We start from the raw sequence: 16,559 nt of genomic DNA, 5'->3' as shown, positions 1-16,559 counted from the left end.
TCACTCGATGATATTGCCGCGCAGCATGAACCGCGCATAGGCCACGGTTGAAACAAAGCCCAGCATGGCTATGATCATTGCGGCCTCAAAGAATATTTCCGTTCCCAGTCTCAACCCGTACAGGATCATTAGCGCGATCGTGTTGATCACCATCGTGTCCAGCGCCAGAACGCGGGTTCCGACACCTTCGGCGGTAATGATCCGCCACAGGCACATCATGATAGCAGCACCAAAACAGGCGAAGGTGAAATAGATTGCATAGGTGATCATTCGAAAATCTCCTTCAATCGGCGCTCATAGCGGCTTTTGATCTGGTCCCGCACGGCATCGGGATCAGGGGCGTCAAGGCAATGCACCAGCAGGTTGTGCCCCTGCGCCGACAAATCGCAACTGACCGTACCCGGAGTCATGGTGATCGTGCCGGCAAGCACCGTAATCGCCTCGGGTGTACGCAGTTCCAGCGGGACGCAGATCCAGTTCGGCTCACGCGCCGCATCCCGCTTGAACAGGATGATCCGGGCGACCGTGATGTTCGCAATTACGATATCCCACAGCACAACCAGTATGTACTCGACGATCATCGGCCAATTGCGCAGCTTTGGACGGTCGGGCCAGTAGGGTTGTGTGATGAATGGAATGACGATCCCCAGTATCAGGCCGAATACAAGTGAATTGAGCGATGGCGAGTTCGCCAGCAGCATCCAGACCAGCGTCAATAGAATGGTCAGGTGGGGATGAGGGAATACCCGGCGTAGCAGTTTCATCATTCTTCCCCTCCCAGTACGGCAGAAATGTATTGCTCAGGTGCGAACAATTGCGCTGCTGTATTTCTGGAATATTCCAGCGCGGGCCCTGCGAACAGGGTCAGCAGCACCAGACCCAAGACGGCACCGAAAATGGCGGTAAATGCCAGACCGGGCTGTGGTTCCGGTGCGGGCAGGGCAACGACCTCTTCCTCGTTTTCGGGGTCTTGTTCGGTATTGTGCTGCTCGTCATGGCTTTTCCAGAAGATCAGAGAGCCCGCCCGGGCGAGGCCCACGATGGTCACGAAGGACCCGATCAGGATCACGGCCCAGACCGCGTTGGCGTCGGTTGCGTCACGTGATGCGTCCAGCACAAGCAGTTTGCCGATGAAACCGGACAGCGGTGGCATCCCGGCCATGGCGATGGCACCCACAAAGAACAGGGCCGAGATCAGCCCGCTTTGCGGCATCGGAGGTTTCGGCTCGATGCTGCCGCCCTGACGCTCCATCACCAGATCGGCGACCAGGAACAACAAAGCGGTCGCCAAGGTCGAATGGACGATATAGTACAACGCGGCGGCGGTCGCCGCTTCGCTGAACAACGAGATGGCAATCAGCAGCGTCCCCATCGAAGCGATGGCGCAAAAGGCCACCATGCGCGCGATGTGGCGGGCACCCAGTATGCCGATTGTTCCCACCGCCAGAGTAAGCAACGCCGCAGGTTGCAACCAGTCGCCAACCAGACCTTCGGTGATGGAAACATCCGGGCCGAATACCAGCGTGTAGACCCGCAGGATCGAATACGCGCCGACTTTGGTCATGATCGCGAACAGGGCGGCCACAGGCAGCGGTGCATTGGCGTAACTGGCAGGCAGCCAGAAATGCAGCGGTAGAACGGCGGCTTTGATACAGAACACCAGTAGCAAAAGAACGGCGCCGACCCGTATCAGTGCCGTATCCTCGGTCGGCAGCTCTGCCACCCTGACGGCCATGTCGGCCATGTTCAGTGTCCCGGTAACAGAGTAGATGGTGCCAAGCGCGAAAAGGAACAGGGTCGAACCCAGAAGGTTGTAGGTAACGTATTGCACGCCTGCCTTCAGCCGGACCGCGCCACCGCCATGGGTCATCAGGCCATAGGATGCGATCAACAGAACTTCGAAGAACACGAACAGGTTGAATGCGTCACCAGTCAGGAATGCACCGCAGACGCCCATTAGCTGGAATTGGAACAACGCGTGGAAATGTTTGCCTCTGTCGTCCCATCCTGACGCGATGGCATATAGTACGATCGGTATGGCCAAAAGCGCCGTCAGCAGGACCATCATGGCTGACATACGGTCAAGGACCAGGACGATTCCGAACGGGGCAGGCCAGTCGCCCAGTTCGTATACGTGAATATCTCCGCCCGACGCTTGCGCCGTAATCGTTAGCGCGATGCCCAGCAGGCCCACAACGCCAGCGACCGAGAAGATGCGTTGAAGGTCCAGATGATAGCGCAGGACCATGATGATGAACGGAGCCAGGATCGCCGGAAGGACGATGGGCGCAACGATCCAGTGGTTCATGCGTCTTCTCCCGGCGCGTCCACGCTGTCCTGCGCGGTCATGTCGATATGGTCATCCTTTGACGACAGATAGGCGCTGAGCGCGATCATTACGATGACCGCAGTCATTCCGAACGAGATTACGATGGCCGTCAGCACCAGCGCCTGCGGCAAGGGATCGGTGTAGGGCACATCCTCGTATTTGTTCAGAACTGCAGGTGCATTCAGGGCCAGCCGACCTGTTGCGAACAGGAACACGTTCACCGCGTAGGTCAGCAGTGACAGGCCCAGAATGACCGGGAAAGTGCGGCGACGCAGGATCAGAAATATCCCGGCGGCGGTCAGAACGCCTACGGCAGAGGCAACCAGCGCTTCCATCAGGCCTGCTCCTTTTCTTGTTCTTCTTCAGGCTGATCGTCCCTCAGCGGGTTGATGTCCATCGGGAATTCCTGCGCCATGCCGGGCTGCCAAGCAAAGCGTGACAGACTGTCGAGAGCCAGCATGACCGCACCCAGAACCGCCAGGAACACGCCCGTGTCGAACAGCATCGCCGTCGCCCACTCGAATTCTTCCAGCGGTGGCCAGTGAAGATAGCCGAAATCGCTGGTCAGGAAAGGCCGTTCATTGAACCATGCTCCCAGTCCTGTTGCCGCCGCGATCAGTACGCCCCAGCCAATGGTGCCGTGATAGTAGAAACGCTGCCGTTCGATGGCCCAGGTGTAACCGCTGGCCATGTATTGCATGAGATAGGCGATGGCGACGATCAGACCGGCGATGAAGCCGCCTCCGGGCTGGTTATGGCCGCGGAAGAAGATATAGGCGCCAACCATCAGTGCGATGGGCATCATTACGCGGGTGGCGACAACCATCATCAGCGGATGTGAGTCGCCGGATTGTGGCCAGTGCGGTTTACGGTTCAGCAGATAGGCGCGAACGTTTGTGGAAAGAACACTCTCTGTCAGGGCAAATATAACCAGCGCGGCGATGCCCAGCACGATGATCTCGCCAAAGGTATCAAAGCCCCGGAAATCGACCAGGATCACGTTGACCACATTGGTCCCGCCGCCGCCTTTGTACGAATTGGCCAGATGGAAATCCGAGATCGTCGGAAAGGCAAAGTCGCGCATCATCAGCGCATAGATCAACCCGCCTGAGCCGATCCCGGCCACGACCGATATGGCAGCGTCCCGCCAACGGCGTGCGGCGGAACTGTCCCACGGGGTTTCTGTCGGCATGAAATTCAGCGACAGCAGCAACAGGATCATCGTCACCACTTCGACCGAAATCTGGGTCAGTGCCAGATCGGGGGCCGAAAGATAGTTGAACGCCATTGATACGATCAGGCCGACAACGCCGATAAGGACCAGCGATAACAGGCGGTTGCGGTGGAACCACATGATGGCCAATGTCGCGCCGACCAGACAGACCCAGCCGATGATCGGAATGATCGGTGCAGGCAACGGAACACGGGTTTCAATGCCGATGGAGCCGGTGGAATAGGCGTAATATCCCAGGCCCACGGTAAAGGTGATCATGATAATCGCGTAGCGGCTGATGACACCATTGTGCAACTCGTCCGTGATCCAGCGGCTCAGGGCTGTAAATCCGTGAATAACGGCATCAAAAATCGTCTTGGCTTCGGGTCGCGGAAGTGCGTTCCAAATCTGCTCACCACGACGATGCAGGGACAACAGGAACAACCCGCCCACCGTTGCAACCGCCGACATGTAAAGCGCAGGGGTGAATCCGTGCCAAAGCTTCAGTGAGTAATAGGGCAGCTTTTCGCCCCCGATCACAGCGCTGGATACCACGGCGACCAGTGGCCCAACGATTGCATTTGAATACAAGCCGATCAGAACCACGAGCACCACTAGGAATGCGGGTGCCAGCCACATGCCCACGGGTGGGTCGTGCGGATGTGCGGGATAATCGTTACGTTCAGGGCCAAGGAATACATGCCCGATGAACCGGAACGAATAGGCGGCGGAAAACAACGCCGCCAGCAGCGCCAGACCGGGTACCAGATAGTGTGAATTCAACCAGGTCGTATGGACCGTCTCCTCCAGCATCATTTCCTTGGACAGGAACCCGTTAAGCGGCGGAAGGCCGGCCATGGACAGGGCCGCGATACCCGCGATGGTGAAGGTGATCGGCATCAGGTGCCGCAACCCGCCCAGCCGTTTGATGTCGCGGGTGTGTGCCTCGTGATCGACGATGCCCGCCGTCATGAAGAGGGCCGCCTTGAAGGTCGCGTGGTTGATGATGTGGAAAATGGCCGCGACGGCGGCAATTTTGGTGCCAAAACCCAGCAGCATTGTCACCAGTCCCAGATGCGATACGGTCGAAAACGCCAGCAGCGCTTTCAGGTCGTCCTTGAACAGAGCAATTACAGCCCCGATCAGCATGGTCACCAAACCGGTCGTTGCCACGATATAGAACCACGCATCGGTGCCCGACAGCACCGGCCACATGCGCGCCATAAGGAACAGGCCCGCTTTTACCATCGTGGCTGAGTGCAGATAGGCCGACACCGGTGTCGGCGCGGCCATCGCGTGTGGCAGCCAGAAGTGAAACGGAAACTGCGCGGATTTGGTGAAACACCCCAACAAGATCAGAACCAGCGCAGGCAGGTAGTAGGGGGATGCCTGAATGAGTTCGCGATTTTCAAGGATCACACTAAGGTCGTAAGACCCCACGATATTGCCAAGGATCAGCATACCCGCGATCATCGCGAGTCCGCCCGAACCGGTAACCGCAAGCGCCATACGCGCGCCTTGCCGCCCCTCGGGCAGGTGTTTCCAATACCCGATCAGCAGGAACGAGCTTAGAGAGGTCAGTTCCCAGAAAACAAGTAATAACAGGATGTTGTCGCTAAGAACAATTCCGACCATCGCGCCCTGAAACAGCAGCAGATAGGTGTAGAACTGCCCCATCGGGTCTTCTCGTGACAGGTAGAACCGCGCGTAAAGGATGATCAGCAAACCGATACCCAGGATCAACCCGGCAAACAGGAAACCCAGCCCATCCAGCATGAAATTCGCATTCAGCCCCAGACCGGGAATCCAGTCGAAATGGGCTGTAACCACCTCGCCACGCATGACCGCAGGCGTGTGAATCAGCAAACCGGCAAAGGCCAGAAAACTTGTTAACCCCGCCGACGATGCGGCTGCATTTCGTCCGGCACGGATCAACAGGGCCGGAAAGACAGCTCCGAGAAAAGGAAGGGCCGCGATAAGGAATAGGGACAAGTGCGATACTCCGGTCTGGGCGGTCAAAGTGGTTCTGATTTTGTAAGGATAATTCTCATAGTGTCCAGCTATTGCGGGAAATTCGATGTTTCATAGGGCCAGTCTGCGGCGAAGAATAATCCGCATAGGCACATGACGTGAACTTGATTGATGAGAAAGTGGAAATGGCAGAATTTGCTGCCTTGCTGTGATATTAGCCGCATAAGAAGCGAGGAGGTCGCGTAGTGAACGAGAAGGCTGGCCATTCCAAAACCCGGCGCTGGCTATTGCTGGCGGGCGGTACGGCAGTGGCGGGTGGATTGGCCGTTCGCGAATACCGTTTGATTCCACCGGATTATGACGGCGGCAGCCTGACAGTTGATGAGGCGCACAAACAGGCCCTATCCGGCAAGATCATCCTGGTCGATATAAGAACACCCCGTGAATGGCGCGCTACTGGTATCGGTGATGGCGCACATCCCGTCGATATGCGCCGCGATGATTTTGCTGAGACGGTTGCGCACCTTGCGGCAGGGGATCGAGGTGCCCCGATCGCGCTGATCTGTGCGCGCGGAGTACGCTCTGCCCGAATGAGTAAATTTCTGACCGAAGCAGGCTTTACCAACATCATTGATGTGCCCGAAGGAATGCTGGGCTCGGCAGCCGGACCTGGATGGGTGCGGGCGGGTCTACCCGTTGCGAATTTCAAAGAGGACACGTGATGAACAAGAAACTGTGGCTGGCCTTGTGCTTTGGTATTTTCGGACAGGCCGCACAGGCCACCTGCGGGGATGAGGAAGGGCATTGTGAGGTCGCGTCGGGAGCGTATCATATTGAGTTACCAAGGGCGGAAACTCCTCCCTTGGTGATATTCCTGCACGGATATGGCGGCAGTGCTGCAGGTACGATGAAAAACCGCAATATAGTCGACCCTCTACTGGCTCGGGGGTACGCGGTGATGGCACCTGAAGGGGCCGTTCGTAATGGCAGGAAAAGCTGGAACTTCTATCCGGGCTGGGAAGGGCGGGATGAGGCTGCGTTTCTGACTGACGTGGTCGCGGATGCCGTCGAACGTTTTGGGATTGACGGTGACCGGGTTGTTCTGGGCGGATTTTCCGCAGGTGGATTCATGGTGAACTATCTGGCCTGCGCGGCACCCGAAACCTTTTCTGCTTATGCGCCCGTTTCCGGTGGGTTCTGGCGGCCACACCCGGAGGAATGCAAAGGGCCCGTGCGCTTGTTCCATACTCATGGCTGGACCGACAATGTCGTCCCGCTGGAAGGCCGGTATCTTGGAGGCGGCCGGTTTCAGCAGGGCGACATCTTTGCGGGGCTGGAGATATGGCGCTCAGCAAATGAATGCGTCGACAATCGGCCCGACGCCTTCGGTACAACCGGCCCTTTTATGCGCCGCAAGTGGACCCGATGTGCGGATGGCAGTGCGTTGGAGTTTGCCTTGTTTCCCGGGGGGCACACGGTTCCGAAGGGATGGGCTGCCATGATGGTGGACTGGTACGAAGGCCTGCCCGGCAGTTGATCATTCCGCCGGGGTCATTACTGCTTTGCCTTCGATCACCCGTTTCAATTCGTCCCGATGGCGGCGGGCGGATCGGGTAATTGCGGGTTCGCGAAAATCCTCACGCATACCAACCATACGACGTGCGGCCTTGGCGGATACGCCGCTCAGCGCGGACAAGGGGATTGCCAGTGCCAGACTGATGGCAATTGGCGCCAGCCAGACAGAAACCAGCCCGGCGGCAATACCAACACTCAGGGCAATGCCACTGACGGTCTCCAGCGCGTGACAGAATATCAGCGTGCGCAGTCCATAGGTGCCACCATCGCGCGCCTGAGGCGACCAACCCTTTTGCAGTCCAAGCGCGGTGCGGAACACGGCAATCATTTGTTGCACCATCATAATCGGCGCATAGAGGACCGACAGGATGACCTCGAACAGGAACGATGTTGCGAACCGGCGGCCGCCACCAAATTCGGAATAGCGCGTGCCGCTCAGGGGCAGGGCCGCCACACCCAGAATTTTGGGGGCCAGCAGCATGGCGTACATCACCAGAATGATCAGCACGTGCCGGGTTTCCGACATTTCCGGCCATTGCGGGAACAGCGGATTGTCCGGGCTGAAATAATGCAGCACTGAGGCATCCTTGCCCTGACCAATCAGCGCCCACATGACAAGCAATGCGAACCACAGCGGAGACATCAGATAGCCAACCGCGCCGTGGAACATGTGAAACCGCGATACCGCCCGGAATCCACGTGAGCGTAGCAGCTTGAGATGTTGCAGATTGCCCTGACACCAGCGGCGGTCACGCAGGACGTGATCGATCAGCGTCGGCGGTGTTTCTTCGTACGAGCCACGGATGCGCGGCAGGAACCGCACGCCCCATCCGGCGCGGCGCAGCAGTCCTGCCTCGACGAAATCGTGGCTCATGATCAGCTTTTCCTGCCCGCCGAACGACCGCAACTTGGGCAGGCCCGCACTACTGGCAAACGCCCGTGTGCGGATAATGGCGTTGTGGCCCCAGTAATTACCTTCCTGACCACACCAGCGCGCCAGCCCTTCGGCAAAGGCGATGCCATAGACGCCATTGGCGAATTGCTGCATGCGGGCAAAGACGGATTGCGCCCCGATCAGCTGCGGATAGCTTTGAATCAGGCCCGCACCGGGATCGCGGGACAGCGCGTCGGTCAATCGAACGATTGCCCGTCCGGTCATCAGGCTGTCGGCATCCAGAACCAGCATCGCGTCCCAGTCGGCGCCCCAGCGGCTGACCCAGTCGGCGATGTTGCCCACTTTGCGATCCGTGTTCTGTTCGCGCCGCCGGTAATAAAGCTCCAGACCGGGGGCGAGGGTAGTGCGCAGAGCCTCGACGCTGGCCTGTTCCTGTGCTGCTATTTCCTCGTCCCGGGTGTCCGACAGGATGAACATGGCATAGTGATGCTGCCCGCCGCGCGCGCGCAATTCCTCCAGCATCGTGCGTGCGTTACCCAGAACGAACCACGGAACCTCGTTATAGACTGGCATCAGCAAGGCGACCCGCAGTGGTTGCGAGTTGGCCTGCCGCTTTGGGCGTTCTTGCCGGGAAAGCGAGGCCATTCCAAGCAAAACGGTGCAGACGGTGAAAGAAATCCAGAAGAAATTGAATGAGATCAACGCCAGTAACACGCCTTCGATCAGGTTGATCCCCTGCGCGCTGAACCAGTCAGTCATTATCCACAACAACGTCAGGGTGGCGACCATTGCCGGAGAAAAGGCCAATGCACGCCAGAAGCCCGCCGACTGGTGTCGGGAACCCGAAGGCACATGCGCATCGCGAAACCTCGATCCGAAATCCTGCGCGGGCATGGGCAGGGCGGCCTCGGGCGGCATGATATGCAGATCGCGTGTCATGTGGTCCATCTGTACAGCCAGACCTCGGAAGCGGGTTGTTTGCCAAGCCGCAGCTGAGCCCTCAGTTCGACGTGATCGCGGTCGCCGGGCTCAAAGGAAAAGGCCAGCCGAACACCGCCGGTGTCGGGATTGCGCTGCAGCACACCCTCGGAGGTTTCTGAATGGGGCGACTGCACAAAGATGTTGAGCGCCTCGATGTCTTCGAACAGATCGCTGGCCTCGAAATCGATCACGGCCAGACGTCCTTCGCCGAACGTGTTTTCACCCATGGCCGTATTGATGACGCGCGGCATCGCAGTACGTTGCGGCTCTTCACCCCAGATCAGGCGATAAGACATGTCCACCTGCTGGCCAGCTGCATATGCCTCGGCCGGGCGCCAATACGCGACAATGTTGTCATAGATTTCCTGATCGGCAGGTATTTCGACCAGAGTGACCGTACCTTTGCCCCAATCCCCTTTTGGCTCCACCCAAAGACCGGGGCGCTTGTGATAGTTGGCTTCAAGGTCGGCATAGTCCGAGAATTCTCGTTTGCGCTGAAACAGACCGAAACCGCGCGGATTGGTGTCCACGAAAGACGAGATCTGCAGCCGGGTCGGGTTGGCGAGCGGTCGCCAAAGAACCTCTCCTGCGCCGTTGCTGATCAACAGGCCGTCGCTGTCATGCACCGCCGGGCGGAAGTCATCGAAACGGTTGTGATTGGTCTGATCGTACAGGAACATCGACGTGCCGGGCGCGATACCGACGTGTGTCAGTTCTGTGCGCGGAAAGAGGGTGGCTTCGACCTCCATGACACAGTCATCACCTGCCGAGACGTCGAACCGATAGGCTCCGGTCACACTTGGGCTGTCCATCAGGGCATGCACGATCATATTGCGCTGACCGGGCGCCGGGCGTTCCAGCCAAAAGCGGATGAACTCCGGGAATTCCTCGCCATCGGGATCACCGGTTTTCAGGGCCAGGCCACGTGCAGACAAGCCGTAAACTTCGTGCAGTCCGATGGCCCGGAAATAGCTCGCGCCCTGAAACACGCAGAACTCATCGGTCTTTCCGGGGCGGTGCATCTCGGTCCGCAGCCGTAGGCCGGAAAAGCCGAGCGTTTCGTCCACCGGCAATTCCGGCACCTCTTCCGAGCGGGTGAACATTTCAAGGTCGAACATGACCGGGGTGGTCATGCCGTTTTCAACGGTCGACACCTGAACCGTGCGCGGAAAATAAAGACCCGGCGTGAAGAAATCCACGTTGAAGGGTGTTTCCGTCTCAAACCATAGCGCCTTGTCCAGTCGGAACCGGATCGAACGGTACTGCTGATAGGTCAGATCCTGCCATTCCTGCGGGACCATCGCACGCTCGGCGTAGGGACGGCTGGCCAGATCGCGGGCCAGTTTGATGACATCGCTCCGGTCAAAAGGAACCTCGCCGCCGGTGGCAAAAGTGGCCGGGGCAAAGGCAAGCGCCGAAGTCGACGCGAGAAATGCGCGACGTGTAAAATTCATTTTTTGGTCTTCCAAGGATGTGACTTAAACCACGCGGCCAGATAGGCCACGCCGATGATCATGGCAAAGCCAATCATGTTAGCGGCAAACACACTGGCAGAATCCCGCCCAGTCTGGTCCAGTCCAACGCCGATAAGTCGCGCAGCAGCCATGGAAAAAACGAAAACTGCTAGCGATTGCTGCCCGACTTTGGTGATGAGCTTGAGTATGAATTGCCAGATTCGCGCGCCGATCCCATGACCGGTGGCGATCAGACGATGCCCATGTTCACCTGCGGCGACCCAACCCAGATAGGCCAGCGACAGGAAGTGGATGTACCGGAACAGCCCGAATTCGGTCTTCCCTCTCAACACTTCGGTCAGAGGCCAGACTTTGCGGATTTCAGCGGCGATGTCAGGGTTCCATGCCTGAACCCAAAGGAACACTTTCCACGATCCAAATGGTGCCGACAGGATCAGGAAGAGGGCTGCGGCCCAGATCAGGGTTTTCGATACGGGCGGCGCGGGTATCCAGCCGCGCATGAAGGCAAAGCCGGTGAAGAACAGCAGTTGCCAGCCAAAGGGGTTGAAGAACCATTGCCGATCCGACCACGGCTCGGCCGGAAGGGCAAGCGCGCCTGTCTGGGCCACGAACCAGATCCCGAGCGATGTAACGGCCACTGCCCAAAAGCCGATCTGTGACAGCCCCATGAAAAGCGGCATCAGCGCCAGCACCACCAGATACATCGGCAGAATATCAAAGTAGTTCGGGACATAGGTGAGCGTGAACATGCCAACCATGTTTGGCATGGGATCCTCAAAGAAATGCTGCAGGTTCAGTGAAGACACATAGCTTTTGTCGAACCAGCCGGACAAATCCAGTGCAGCCATGGACGCCGCAACAAAGAAAAACAGGCCGATGTGCGCCCAGTAAACCTGCCAGATGCGAAAGGCGACACGCGCGGTTCCCAACCACCATCCCTTGCGCAGAAAGGCACCGCCAAAGGCGATGGCAGACGCCATGCCCGAGCAAAAGACGAAAATTTCGGTAGCATCGGAAAAGCCGAAACGCGCGGGTATCCATTTGGCCCAGGGGTCGTTTGGAATATGGGCAATCAGGATAATGAACATCGCGATACCGCGATAGAAATCCAGTCGCGGATCGCGCGTGCGGGCAGGGGTCGCGGACGAGGCCGCGACCTGAGCAAAATCAGTAGCGGGCGATACAGTCGCCATACGTTCTCTGTCCTTCTTGAGTCTTCTTGTTATTCGGCGGGAACGCTTTGTGCGTTGCCTTCACCGCGGGCCGCCGCGATCAGGTCGCGACGCGCAAGGGCATAGTTGTCCTCGCCGCCGGCGCGTTTCGCGCGGCGGTCATCCAGAATGCGTTCAACCGCGTCCAGACGTCCTGCACGCAGGCCTGCGTCGATCGTGATACGTTCGAACACATCGCGCTGCGCATGGCTGCCACCTGCCTGCTGCATCGACCCGCGCGCGTTCAGCAGGTGGTCAAATGCCTGCCCATACTGCCCGTCACCAAACGCTTCGAGCCCCTGTGCTGCGGCAAGCCCCGGATCAGCCATGCGGCGGGTCATGTCGTCGCCGGCCATTTTGGCGTCGTTGTGGATGCGCTTCAACATTTTCGCCGTGGCATCCGATCGGTTGTCGCCGGTCAGGGCCAGCAGGTAGTGCAGGTCGGCGAAGATCAGGCAACCGTCTTCGGTGCGGGCCGCGCTCAGGTCGGCCAGCTCTTCCCAGCGGTTGCCGACATCGACACCCTCAAGCTCCAGCCGCGACAGCAAGGAAGTGGCGTTCGATATATCGCGATAGTCGTCGGTCTTGTCCTTGCGGATTTCCGCGTCATAAAGCTCCATCACCGGATCAATCTGACCCATATCCAGATGCATCAGCGCCTTGTGCCACCAGACGTGATAACGGAAATTGTTACAATGCGCCCAGGCATCCTCGCGACCAGCCAGCCATTCCAGCCCTTCGGCGGCATTACCTGTCATGTCATGGACATGCGCCACTGCGTGCAAACCCCACGCATCGTCCGACACCATCCACAGGGCCTGACGGCCTGCGATTTCTGCCTTTTCGTAGGCACCTGTTTCTTCCAGTGCAAAAGCATGGCAGCCCAGCAAATAACCGCGCCCCGGATGGTCCGGAGCATAAGCAGGCATCACCCGTTCGATGGACCGGCGCATTCCCTGCGCGTCACCCAGAACAAAGCGCGTCGCATGGCTGAGCTTCATCGCCAGTGAGTCATCGGGATGCGCGCGCAACACGTCTTCGAATTTCTGTACGGATTGGGTCGGTTTACCTGCTAGCCACAGGCGCAGCGCGTCTACATACAGACGTTCACGGGCGGATGCCGGCTGTCGCGCCATTGCGGCCTCGGCCGTCGCAAGCGCCTCGGTTGCAACGGCAAACAACTCGCGCCGCCCCAAAAGCAACGTGAACAGGCCCTTGATCGCGTGTGCCAGGGCGAAATCCGGTTCCTGTTCCAGAACGCGGCCCAGATGCTGCGGCGTAACCGCAGAGTGCGCCATGAAACCCAGCAGAACACCATCCCATGCGTCGACGCTGTCTGCACGGGTTATGCTGTTCACTTGTCCGAAAATGTCTTGTTTCATTCCTGGGTCCAATCCAATTGCGTGATTTCGCTGTTGTTGATTTATCAGACTGTATTGGCGCGGCGTAACAGTATCGACGCTGCTCTCGAATTGGTGAAATCCTGTGTGTGTAAAAAGCGAAAAAAACCGCCGATTCAAGGGCATGTTTCAGCGAACCCCCGCCGAAGAACGCTTAGTGTTTCAATCTTCGAAGGGATTTTCCGCGTTCAGGACCCTCAATGTGTCCGCTCCGAACGTGGGAGGAGCATGGCGAAATGTTACAGGTGTTTTCGACAATTTCAGCGGATTGCCTATCAATTGCACTTCACCCGGGTCGGCCTGCATGGCGATCTGCATCTGCCGTGCTTCCACCTGATCCGACGCAAAAACCTGATCGAGTGACTGGACAGGTCCGACCGGAACCCTGAGTTCTTCGAGCGATTCAATAACATGCCGGGTCGCAAGGGTTTGAACTGCAGGCCGAAGAATCGCGTTGAGAGCGTCCCGGTGTTCCAGCCGTGCCGGATTGGTGGCAAACCGTGGGTCTTCCGGCAAATCCTCGCGTCCGATAAAGCCACAGAAACGCCTGAACTGGCTGTCGTTGCCAACCGCCAGAATGACGTGCCCATCGGCGGTCTGGTAGACGTCGTAGGGCACGATATTTGGATGCCCGTTTCCACGCCGCTGAGGAACTGTGCCGGATGTCAGATAGTTCACACCTTCGTTGATCAGCCAGGCCACCTGCGCGTCAACCAGCGCAAGGTCGATCTGCTGGCCTTCACCAGTCAGGTCGCGATGGCGCAGAGCGGCAAGGATACCGACAGACGCGTACATTCCACACATTACGTCGGCGATACCGACGGCGACTTTCATCGGGTTGCCATCAGGCTCGCCCGTTAGTGACATGATCCCACCATATCCCTGCGCCATCAGGTCATAGCCGGGCTTTGCGGCATTCGGGCCGGTCTGTCCGTACCCCGAAATCGAACAATAAACGAGGCCCGGCAGCTCTGCTGACAGGGATTGGTAATCCAGACCGTATTTGGCCAGCCCCCCCGGCTTGAAATTCTCGATCAGAATATCGGCATGGGCAGCCAGGCGGCGTATGGTGGCCTGACCTTCCGAAGTGGTTATGTCCACTGCCACGGATTTCTTGTTGCGGTTGGCGGACATGAAATAAGCACTCAGGTCCGAGTTTTTACCTTCGTCATCCGCGACATAGGGGGGACCCCACTGACGGGTATCATCGCCACCGGTGGCCGGGTTTTCGATCTTGATGACGCTGGCGCCCAGATCACCCAGCAATTGCGTGCATGTCGGCCCGGCTAGAATCCGGCTGAGATCCAGAACCTTGACGCCCTTTAGCGGTCCTTCAGATGCGGCCATCATAACCTCCCCGGTCAATCTCCGCAGCAATCACGGTAAACCGATCCGCCTGCACGGCCTGTTCCAGTGCTTCGCGCAATTCGGCACGGTTGCGGACAGTCACACCATTGCCGCCAAAGGCGCGGCCCATGGCAGCAAAGTCGTGGCGGTCGAAGTCAACGCCAATATTGGCCATCTGACGCCCGCGCTGCTTTAGTTCGATCAACGCGAGGCTGGCATCAACAAACACCAGAAAGATGGGGTTGCCGCCCATCTCGGCTGCAGTGGACAACTCACCCGCGACCATCAGAAATCCCGCGTCGCCTGAAAAGCTGACGACCGGTCGGGTGGGCTCGGCCAGTTTCAGACCTATGGCCATCGGAACGGCGCAACCCATCGTACACAGCGCCGAGGATTGGATCAGTCCGCGCGCCTCGGGGCACGACCACATCTGGCTAAGCAGGATGCGGTGCGCGCCGCTGTCGGCAGTGGCCAGCGTTTCGGGCGGCAAGGTCGCGCGTGTTTCGGCAATGATCGCCGCTGGCCCCCATTCATCATCAATCGGGAAAACCTGTGCCAGTGCAGCCTTGACCCTTTCGGGTTCGCCATCGGGCCAGGTTGCACATGCAGGGTTTCCTTTGGCAATGGCCTCGAGCGTGGCGCCGGTATCGGCCACCAGATTCAGACTGGCCTGATGCATGTAGTGATCATTGACCACAGCCGCGATATCGATGACGCGCTTTTTGTCCGGGTCCCAAATCTCGCGCCAGCCGGGGCGCATTTCGATCGGATCATACCCGAGGCAAAGGATCAGGTCAGCTTGCTCCACCAACGGAACCAAATGCTTGTCGGCCAATGGTGACAAGCCTGCTCCGCCCAGACACAATGGATGATCTTCGGGCACGACCCCCTTGGCCTTGTAGGTGGTTACGAACGGGATGCCGAAATGTTCCAGAAACGCCTGCACGATGGCCTTGGAGTCGTCATAGAGCACATCAAGACCGATGATTGCCAACGGGCGTTCGGCTTCGGCGACCCATTTACGCGCCTTCTCAAGGCAGGTTCCTTCGGGCGCGACCGGCGCGGCCCTGGCCAGCCGCCGACGCTTAGTGCCGTTAACCCGTGAATCGGCGACCGAGATGGGAACATCGATATGGATCGGACCCGGACGGGCCTGCGTGGCAAGAGACACCGCCTTGTCAGCAATGATATCCGCCCCTTCTGTAGTCAGGCAGAATGTACCCTTGGTGATCGAGCGATAGACCTGACTGTGATCCATCACCTGATGCGTATAGGTCAGCGCCTCGTCCGCATCGACACATCCGGTCAGAACGATCATCGGCACCCGGTCCTGCAGGGCATTGGCGACCACATTGATACCGTTCATTGCGCCGGGCCCGAGTGTGGCCACAAGAATCGCCGGAGCGCCGTCGCGGTGATGAACACCCTCGGCCATGAACCCGGCCGAATTCTCGTGCTTGGCCAGATGAAAGGTGATTCCGGCCCGTTCCAGCGAATCCACCAGTGTCAGAACCTCGCCGCCGGGCATTCCGAAGGCGTGGCGACACCCTGCCTCATAAAGTCTTGTGGCCAAAAGGTCCGCGGCGCGGGGGGGCTGATCCTGCATCAGTATGCTCCGTTCATCTTGCTGTGCAGCAGATTGCGGAGGCAGCGGGCGGGTGCAAGCCGGATCACGTCAGTGTGACTATTTGATTGCGGATTCCGCGATGTCCTGGAACTTTTCGTCCAGTTCCCGGGCAATTCCGGCCAGTGCCTCGCCGCCTTCTTCGGCATAGGGTGAAAATACATGGCTGGGCGTCTTGTAGGAAAGGGTGGATGTTCCGTCTGCGTTTTCGGTTACGTAGAAACGGATCGGCGCCTCGATCATGGCGGCGGTCGAGGTTTCCAGAACGCGCACCGCGTAGTCATTATTGAAGGCCCCGATCACCCGGTTGCCCGGAATGTTTATGCCTCGCGCTGCTGCGGCCTTGGTCGGTCCAGCCTGCGTAACGACTATCAGGCCGTTGGCCTTTACTGATGCGACAACGTCCGGCACCAGTTCATCATAGGCCTTGTCGGTCGGATACACGGCCCAACCGTCGCGCGGCTGCAGATCATCGGCCCATGCGGGCAGGGCCAACAGGCACAATGCTACCCAGTGTGGTTTCATTTTTCGCCCTCCG

The 16,559-nt window shown here is 58.6% G+C and carries 14 protein-coding genes; 2 read left to right on the top strand and 12 right to left on the bottom strand.

The window, feature by feature from the left end:
* From ACR0NW_RS09315 to ACR0NW_RS09295, 5 genes are read right to left on the bottom strand one after another with little or no spacing between them, the layout of a single operon-like run.
* The gene (locus tag ACR0NW_RS09315) at positions 1–270 is read right to left on the bottom strand and encodes a K+/H+ antiporter subunit F (protein ID WP_480450125.1); all 270 of its coding nucleotides are present in this window, start codon (positions 268–270) and stop codon (positions 1–3) included.
* Complete coding sequence (locus ACR0NW_RS09310) at positions 267–764, bottom strand: Na+/H+ antiporter subunit E (RefSeq protein WP_480450123.1); 498 nt, start codon at positions 762–764, stop codon at positions 267–269. The genes ACR0NW_RS09315 and ACR0NW_RS09310 overlap by 4 nt, the downstream gene beginning before the upstream one ends.
* The gene (locus ACR0NW_RS09305) at positions 764–2,308 is read right to left on the bottom strand and encodes a monovalent cation/H+ antiporter subunit D (protein ID WP_480450121.1); all 1,545 of its coding nucleotides are present in this window, start codon (positions 2,306–2,308) and stop codon (positions 764–766) included. The genes ACR0NW_RS09310 and ACR0NW_RS09305 overlap by 1 nt, the downstream gene beginning before the upstream one ends.
* On the bottom strand, positions 2,305–2,664 hold the full coding sequence (locus tag ACR0NW_RS09300) for a Na+/H+ antiporter subunit C (RefSeq protein WP_170651569.1): 360 nt from the start codon (positions 2,662–2,664) through the stop codon (positions 2,305–2,307). Before ACR0NW_RS09300 ends, ACR0NW_RS09305 begins: the two co-directional genes overlap by 4 nt.
* Positions 2,664–5,534, bottom strand: a complete 2,871-nt coding sequence (locus ACR0NW_RS09295) for a monovalent cation/H+ antiporter subunit A (protein WP_480450120.1) — start codon at positions 5,532–5,534, stop codon at positions 2,664–2,666. Before ACR0NW_RS09295 ends, ACR0NW_RS09300 begins: the two co-directional genes overlap by 1 nt.
* 224 nt (positions 5,535–5,758) lie before the next feature.
* Here ACR0NW_RS09295 and ACR0NW_RS09290 point away from each other — a divergent pair, with 224 nt between their 5' ends.
* Both ACR0NW_RS09290 and ACR0NW_RS09285 read left to right on the top strand, forming a co-directional pair.
* Complete coding sequence (locus ACR0NW_RS09290; RefSeq protein ID WP_480450119.1) at positions 5,759–6,235, top strand: rhodanese-like domain-containing protein; 477 nt, start codon at positions 5,759–5,761, stop codon at positions 6,233–6,235.
* On the top strand, positions 6,235–7,050 hold the full coding sequence (locus ACR0NW_RS09285; RefSeq protein WP_480450117.1) for a CE1 family esterase: 816 nt from the start codon (positions 6,235–6,237) through the stop codon (positions 7,048–7,050). The genes ACR0NW_RS09290 and ACR0NW_RS09285 overlap by 1 nt, the downstream gene beginning before the upstream one ends.
* On the opposite strand, the gene mdoH is transcribed toward ACR0NW_RS09285, so the two are convergent.
* From mdoH to ACR0NW_RS09250, 7 genes are all read right to left on the bottom strand, one after another.
* Entirely contained in the window at positions 7,051–8,922 is a 1,872-nt protein-coding gene (gene mdoH / locus ACR0NW_RS09280; RefSeq protein ID WP_480450116.1) for a glucans biosynthesis glucosyltransferase MdoH, read from the bottom strand.
* Entirely contained in the window at positions 8,919–10,418 is a 1,500-nt protein-coding gene (locus ACR0NW_RS09275) for an OpgD/OpgG family glucan biosynthesis protein (RefSeq protein ID WP_480450115.1), read from the bottom strand. Before ACR0NW_RS09275 ends, mdoH begins: the two co-directional genes overlap by 4 nt.
* Positions 10,415–11,632 carry an OpgC domain-containing protein gene (locus ACR0NW_RS09270; protein ID WP_170651574.1) on the bottom strand — a complete coding sequence of 406 codons (1,218 nt, stop codon included), beginning with the start codon at positions 11,630–11,632 and terminating at the stop codon, positions 10,415–10,417. Before ACR0NW_RS09270 ends, ACR0NW_RS09275 begins: the two co-directional genes overlap by 4 nt.
* A 29-nt stretch (positions 11,633–11,661) precedes the next feature.
* Positions 11,662–13,032, bottom strand: coding sequence for a tetratricopeptide repeat protein (locus tag ACR0NW_RS09265; protein WP_170651575.1), 1,371 nt, complete (start codon positions 13,030–13,032; stop codon positions 11,662–11,664).
* A gap of 180 nt (positions 13,033–13,212) precedes the next feature.
* Positions 13,213–14,397 (bottom strand): CaiB/BaiF CoA transferase family protein, encoded by a 1,185-nt coding sequence (locus tag ACR0NW_RS09260; RefSeq protein WP_480450114.1) that lies wholly within the window; start codon positions 14,395–14,397, stop codon positions 13,213–13,215.
* Entirely contained in the window at positions 14,384–16,003 is a 1,620-nt protein-coding gene (locus tag ACR0NW_RS09255; protein WP_480450112.1) for a thiamine pyrophosphate-binding protein, read from the bottom strand. Before ACR0NW_RS09255 ends, ACR0NW_RS09260 begins: the two co-directional genes overlap by 14 nt.
* A gap of 78 nt (positions 16,004–16,081) precedes the next feature.
* Positions 16,082–16,546: a DUF302 domain-containing protein gene (locus tag ACR0NW_RS09250; protein ID WP_480450111.1), complete on the bottom strand. Its 465-nt coding sequence runs from the start codon at positions 16,544–16,546 to the stop codon at positions 16,082–16,084.
* Between the last annotated feature and the right edge of the window lie 13 nt (positions 16,547–16,559).

Source organism: Ruegeria sp. CF5 (genome assembly GCF_056537325.1).
The sequence above is the reverse complement of the archived record's forward strand: the minus strand, read 5'-3'. Positions and strand labels throughout refer to the sequence as shown.

Coding starts and splice junctions, on each gene's coding strand:
- ACR0NW_RS09315 (WP_480450125.1), bottom strand. CDS start 270: ATGATCACCTATGCAATCTATTTCACCTTCGCCTGTTTTGGTGCTGCT.
- ACR0NW_RS09310 (WP_480450123.1), bottom strand. CDS start 764: ATGAAACTGCTACGCCGGGTATTCCCTCATCCCCACCTGACCATTCTA.
- ACR0NW_RS09305 (WP_480450121.1), bottom strand. CDS start 2,308: ATGAACCACTGGATCGTTGCGCCCATCGTCCTTCCGGCGATCCTGGCT.
- ACR0NW_RS09300 (WP_170651569.1), bottom strand. CDS start 2,664: ATGGAAGCGCTGGTTGCCTCTGCCGTAGGCGTTCTGACCGCCGCCGGG.
- ACR0NW_RS09285 (WP_480450117.1), top strand. CDS start 6,235: ATGAACAAGAAACTGTGGCTGGCCTTGTGCTTTGGTATTTTCGGACAG.
- mdoH (WP_480450116.1), bottom strand. CDS start 8,922: ATGACACGCGATCTGCATATCATGCCGCCCGAGGCCGCCCTGCCCATG.
- ACR0NW_RS09275 (WP_480450115.1), bottom strand. CDS start 10,418: ATGAATTTTACACGTCGCGCATTTCTCGCGTCGACTTCGGCGCTTGCC.
- ACR0NW_RS09270 (WP_170651574.1), bottom strand. CDS start 11,632: ATGGCGACTGTATCGCCCGCTACTGATTTTGCTCAGGTCGCGGCCTCG.
- ACR0NW_RS09265 (WP_170651575.1), bottom strand. CDS start 13,032: ATGAAACAAGACATTTTCGGACAAGTGAACAGCATAACCCGTGCAGAC.
- ACR0NW_RS09260 (WP_480450114.1), bottom strand. CDS start 14,397: ATGGCCGCATCTGAAGGACCGCTAAAGGGCGTCAAGGTTCTGGATCTC.
- ACR0NW_RS09255 (WP_480450112.1), bottom strand. CDS start 16,003: ATGCAGGATCAGCCCCCCCGCGCCGCGGACCTTTTGGCCACAAGACTT.
- ACR0NW_RS09250 (WP_480450111.1), bottom strand. CDS start 16,546: ATGAAACCACACTGGGTAGCATTGTGCCTGTTGGCCCTGCCCGCATGG.